4 protein-coding genes are annotated in these 4,726 nt (G+C 74.2%); all 4 read right to left on the reverse strand.

Annotation, left to right across the window (positions count from 1 at the left end; translation table 11 throughout):
• Positions 1 to 209: 209 nt before the first annotated feature.
• On the reverse strand, positions 210 to 1,523 hold the full coding sequence (locus P1P70_RS40910; protein WP_319247002.1) for a hypothetical protein: 1,314 nt from the start codon (positions 1,521 to 1,523) through the stop codon (positions 210 to 212).
• Positions 1,523 to 2,209 carry an RNA polymerase sigma factor gene (locus P1P70_RS40915; RefSeq protein WP_319247004.1) on the reverse strand — a complete coding sequence of 229 codons (687 nt, stop codon included), beginning with the start codon at positions 2,207 to 2,209 and terminating at the stop codon, positions 1,523 to 1,525. Before P1P70_RS40915 ends, P1P70_RS40910 begins: the two co-directional genes overlap by 1 nt.
• 381 nt (positions 2,210 to 2,590) lie before the next feature.
• Positions 2,591 to 3,556 carry a hypothetical protein gene (locus tag P1P70_RS40920; protein ID WP_319247006.1) on the reverse strand — a complete coding sequence of 322 codons (966 nt, stop codon included), beginning with the start codon at positions 3,554 to 3,556 and terminating at the stop codon, positions 2,591 to 2,593.
• Positions 3,553 to 4,143, reverse strand: coding sequence for an RNA polymerase sigma factor (locus P1P70_RS40925; RefSeq protein ID WP_319247008.1), 591 nt, complete (start codon positions 4,141 to 4,143; stop codon positions 3,553 to 3,555). The genes P1P70_RS40920 and P1P70_RS40925 overlap by 4 nt, the downstream gene beginning before the upstream one ends.
• Between the last annotated feature and the right edge of the window lie 583 nt (positions 4,144 to 4,726).

Below are 4,726 nucleotides of genomic sequence, written 5' to 3' on the forward strand. Positions count from 1 at the left end.
CCCCCGTACCTACGGCTCGTGCACCTCGGCGCGGGCGGGACCGGGGGAACGTGTCCCGCCCGCGCCGAGGTGCACGAGCCGTAGGTACGGGGGGAACCCCGGCTCTGTGCGACGGCCGATGACCAGTCGGCTCACTCACTACTGCGCCGGGGCGGCCAAAAGTGTTACCCGTTCCGCGAAAGAATTCGTAACAGATGCGGAAGCGCAGGTCAGGAGGGGTTGATGCGGACGGCGACATCGACCCGCGCCGCCGCGGCGAGCTGACTCCGGTGGCCGTTGCCCCCGTTGCCCTTGCCGCCCTTGTTCCCCTTGCCGCCCTTGTTGCCGTGGCCCTTGCCGCCGTTGCCATAGCCCTTGCCGTGGCCCTTGCCGTTCCCGGGGCGGTTCTTGCCCTTGCCGTCGCCGTTCCCGCCGCGGCCCTTGCCGTGGTGGGCGTCGTCGTCCTCGTCGGAGTCGCCGCCGGACCGCGGGTTGTCGTCGCCGCCGCCCGGGCCGGTGGAGTCACCGGAGTCCGCCGTACCGGACCCGCTCCCGGTGCCCTTGCCCGTCCCGGTGCCCGTGCCCGGCCGCCTCTTCGTGCCGGGGTAGTCGGAACCGCCGGCCAGAACGCCCTCGCAGTACCGCTTCAGCTGCCCCCTGCCCTTGCCGCCCGCCGCGTCCTCCAGGTCGCGCCGACGCTCGGCATCCAGGCCCTTGCCGTCACGAACGTCACGGCAGGCGGCGAGGACCTTGTTCCACCACTCGGGGGTGGTGGTGCCCTTCTGCCCGGTGTCGCCTGTCCGTTCGTCCTCGTCGGTGCCGTCGGTGGCCTCACCGGAGGGGCCGTCACTCTCCGAGGAGTCGTCCGGGGTCACACGAGGTCGCGCGTCGCCCCACGCTCCTCGTCGTCCGTCGCCGCCCTTCGGGTCCGGCGACGGCGACAGCAGCGGCCGGTCCGGCGACCGGTCGGCGGAGACGGTGGCGGAGGGTTCCGGTTCGCCGTCGCGGAACGCGGTCAGCACGCCGCCGCCGACCATCACCGTGACCCCGCCGAGCATGCCGGCGGCCACGGCCGCGACCAGCCCGAACCGCGCCGGCCGGCCCCAACGGGCCCGGCGTCCGCCCGCCCCGGCGGCCGGGCGCCCGGGACGTCCGAGGTGGACGAGCCCCGCGTCGGCGGCAGGGGCGGCGGAGGTGTGCGCACGGCTGCCACGGCCGGGCTCCGCGACCCGCCCGTCGTCGGGCGAGAGGACGGAAGGGGCCGAGGCGGCGAAAGTGGCCGAGGTGGCGGGAGCGGCGGAGGCCGCCGGGTCGGGCGTGCGGGCTGTTCGCGCGCTGCGGAAGGCAGCCAACGCGGCTTCCTCGCCGGGGAGTTCGGCACCCCCGGAGGACACCGGAGCGATCTCGGCGGTCAGCGCGTCGAGCGCCTCGGCCAGCCGGGCGGCACGGTCACGGGTGTCGGCGTCGACGGCTTCGAGCGGCTCCCCACGCAGCAGCCGCTCCGCGGCGTCGCGGTTGAGCCACCTGTACTGCTCGTCGGCCATCACACATCCTTCTGCGTCCGCCAACGCGTATGCGTCACACCGGCGGACGAAGCCGCGCGTGCGCGCGGTTCTCTCGGTGGGGGTACGGCGTCCAGCGGATCGCCGGACTCCGGGTCGGCCTCGGCGGCCGTCTCCGGATTCTCCCCGATCAGTTCGGCGAGCCGCTTCAGACCCCGGTGCGCGGCCGTCCGTACGGCTCCCGCGCGCTTGCCCAGGGTCGCAGCGGCGGTCTTCGCGTCGAGGCCGACCACGACCCGCAGCACCACCGCCTCCGCCTGGTCCTGCGGCAGCTGGGCGATGAGCGAGAGCGTGCGGCCGGTGGCCAGGGCCTCCATCGCCTCGCCGGCCGTGTCGGACTCGGCGGCCCTGCCGGTCAGCTCGGTCTCGTCGCCGCCTATCGCGGGCCTGCGGCCCCGCATGCGTATGTGGTCGAGGGCCCGGTTGCGGGCGATCCGCGCGGCCCAGCCGCGGAACCGGTCGGCGTCACCGCTGAACCGCTCCAGGTCACGGGCTATCTGGAGCCAGGACTCGGAGGTGACGTCCTCCGCGTCCGGATCACCGACCAGCGTCCGCACGTACCCGAGCAGCCGTGGGTGCACCGAGCGGTACACAGTCCGGAACGCGGCCTCGTCCCCGTCCTGTGCCGCAAGCACCGCGGCGGTCAGCTCCGCGTCGTCCCCCAGCACCCGCGCGCGCCCCTCTTTGCGCTTCGACCGGCGCCGCTCTCGCGGACCGGGTTCTCGCTGTCGTGGTCCTCAATGAATCCGTGCGGTGCCGGGCCGTCGATGGTTGTGGTGGTCTTCCGCCATCCACGATCCGGCGCGAATGGCACGTTACGGCCTGAAACCGTTGGGCGTCCATGTCCGTAGAACATGCAACTGACTCGTGATGCGCCGAGGTGTGACAGAAAACGCGGGCGCGGCGCTGTAGGTAGTACGGGTCGCCGCGCGGCCCGTGCCGCGCGACGGTCGGGGCCTCTCCTGTGGGGGGTGGCGGCCCCGACCGTTGCCATCGGCGGAGTCGGCCGGGTGTCTTGCGAGTACGGGGGTCTTGCGAGCACGCCGGCCTCACTTCGTTTTCGGGGCTTCCTGCCTCGATCGCGGCGCGGCCTCCTGACGCGGCTCCGGAACGGCCTCCGGGGCGGCCTGAGGGACACCGCCCTCACTCCCGGTCGGCCCTTTCGGCTCAGCGGGCTGCGGCGCATCGCGTCGGCTGTCGGGGGTGGCGTTGCCACTGCCGGAGCCATTGCCGTTGATGGTGTTGTTGCTGGTGCTGGTGCTGTTGCTCCTGCTGGTGCCTGCGCGATCGCCGCCCGGTGAGAGGTTCTCCATCCCCTTGCCGTCGTCCTGTCGACCGGTCCGCCGCTCGGACTCGTCCGGATTCCGGGTCGCACCGCCCTGCTCGGCCGGGGCCGAGGAGTCCGGTGCAGAAGGAGCCGTACGCGGGACGTCCGCCGGGCCGGGCCAGGTCGGGGCGCCGTCGGTAGTGCCGTCGGTGGCGCGGTTGGTGGTGCGGTCGGGCCGTTGCCGGTTTTCGTAACTGCCGGACTCCCGGTCGGCGCCCTTGTCGCCGCGCGCGGCCGAGCCGATCGCCGCGAAGGCGACTCCGCCGAGCGTGAGGCTGGCCAGCAGGACGGCCAGGGTGGTGCGGACGGAGAGATGGACGCGGCGCCGTGCGTTGGGCCGCCAGTCGTCGCGCCGCCGGGTGCGAGCGGTCCTGCCCCCGCTCTCCCGCGCGGCCCGGAAGGCGGCCACGGCCCGCGCCTCCCCCACGCTGTCGGCCGGCGCGCCGGCGCGCACGGCGGCGGCGAGGAGCGAATCGACGGAGGGGGCGCCCCGGGAGGCGGAAGGCGTGGCGTCCCGGTGGGCGGGAGGCGGCGCGGCCGGGAACGCGAGGGGCGGCGGGACGGAGGCAGGCGAGGTGTCGTGCCGCTCTCCGTTGTCAGGCCGGTCGCTCATGTCCGGCTCCGTCCTGCCCGACGGCATCTCGCGCCCTTCCCTCTCGCCGTACGTCCCGACGTCGCTGTCGGTCATCTCGACTCCCCCAGCGTCCGGGGGCCGTCATCCGTCACACCCTCGCTGCGCAGGAGCTGGGCCAGCCGCTTCAGGCCCCGGTGGGTGGCGGTGCGGACCGCGCCGGGCCGCTTGCCGAGGACACGGGCGGCGGCGGGACCGTCGAGGCCGACGACCACGCGCAGCAGCACGGCCTCGGCCTGGTCACGCGGCAGCCGGGCGACCAGCGCGAGGGCCTGCTCGGTGGAGAGGCTCTCCAGCGCCTGGTCCTGGGTGTTGTGCGCGCCCGGCAGTTCCAGCAGGTCGTTCTCCAGCGCGGTCGCCCGGGGCCTCACCCGCTGGCGCCGCAGATGGTCCAGGGCCCGGTGCCGGGCGATGGTCGCGCTCCAGCCCCGGAAGCCCGCCCCGTCACCCTTGAACCGCCCGAGGTCCCGCGCGATCTCCAGCCAGGCGTCCGAGGCGACGTCCTCCGCGTCGTCCCCGACGATCCCGCGCAGATACCCCAGCAGCCCGGGCTGCACGAGTCGGTAGGCCACCGCGAACGCGGCCTCGTCCCCGGCCTGGGCCCGCGCGACGGCCGCCCCCAGTTCCCCGTCGTACGCCTGCACGCGCCGAGGTTCCCCTCCCTGGCCCCGAACTGTCCGGGACAGTGCCAAGTCAGTGCCGGGATCGCCTTCCGGGGGCCGTCCCGGCCACCGCCAAGCCCCCACGCTGATCTGCGTCGCGCCTCGCGGAAGTGTCACAGCGGTCGGCCTGTCCCCGGAGATCACCCGCATGTCGAGAGCGCATCACCCGCACCTCGACCGCCCCTCGACCACCCTCGACCTCCCTTCGACGGCAGACGCATGGACCGGGCATCACCCGCTGCCGTCCCGGGCATTGACCGCACATCATCCGGAAACGGGAACACCGCCCCCTCCATGACATAGGCCACACCCGCACCCCCCGATGCCGATGCCCGCGAAGCCCTGTGCGCTGAATAGAAGGGTCACCCCTGCGCCAGGGGTGGCGACTTCGTACCGTTCATCCAGGGGTGGGGCATTTGAGTCACCGTAGGAGCCATGCGTCGGAGCCGCTGGGCGGATCGGAGCCGCAGGGGCCGAGGCGGAGGGGCTGGCTGACGCTGGGGGCCGTCGTGGCCGGTGGCGCGGGCCTGGTGTCGTACGCCGTGGTCGGGCCGGGCGTCGGCAC

Source organism: Streptomyces sp. MB09-02B (assembly GCF_033794485.1).
Classification (GTDB): domain Bacteria; phylum Actinomycetota; class Actinomycetes; order Streptomycetales; family Streptomycetaceae; genus Streptomyces.

Excerpts from the sequence above, each read along its gene's own strand:
- P1P70_RS40910 (WP_319247002.1), bottom strand. The coding sequence starts at position 1,523 with ATGGCCGACGAGCAGTACAGGTGGCTCAACCGCGACGCCGCGGAGCGG.
- P1P70_RS40920 (WP_319247006.1), bottom strand. The coding sequence starts at position 3,556 with ATGACCGACAGCGACGTCGGGACGTACGGCGAGAGGGAAGGGCGCGAG.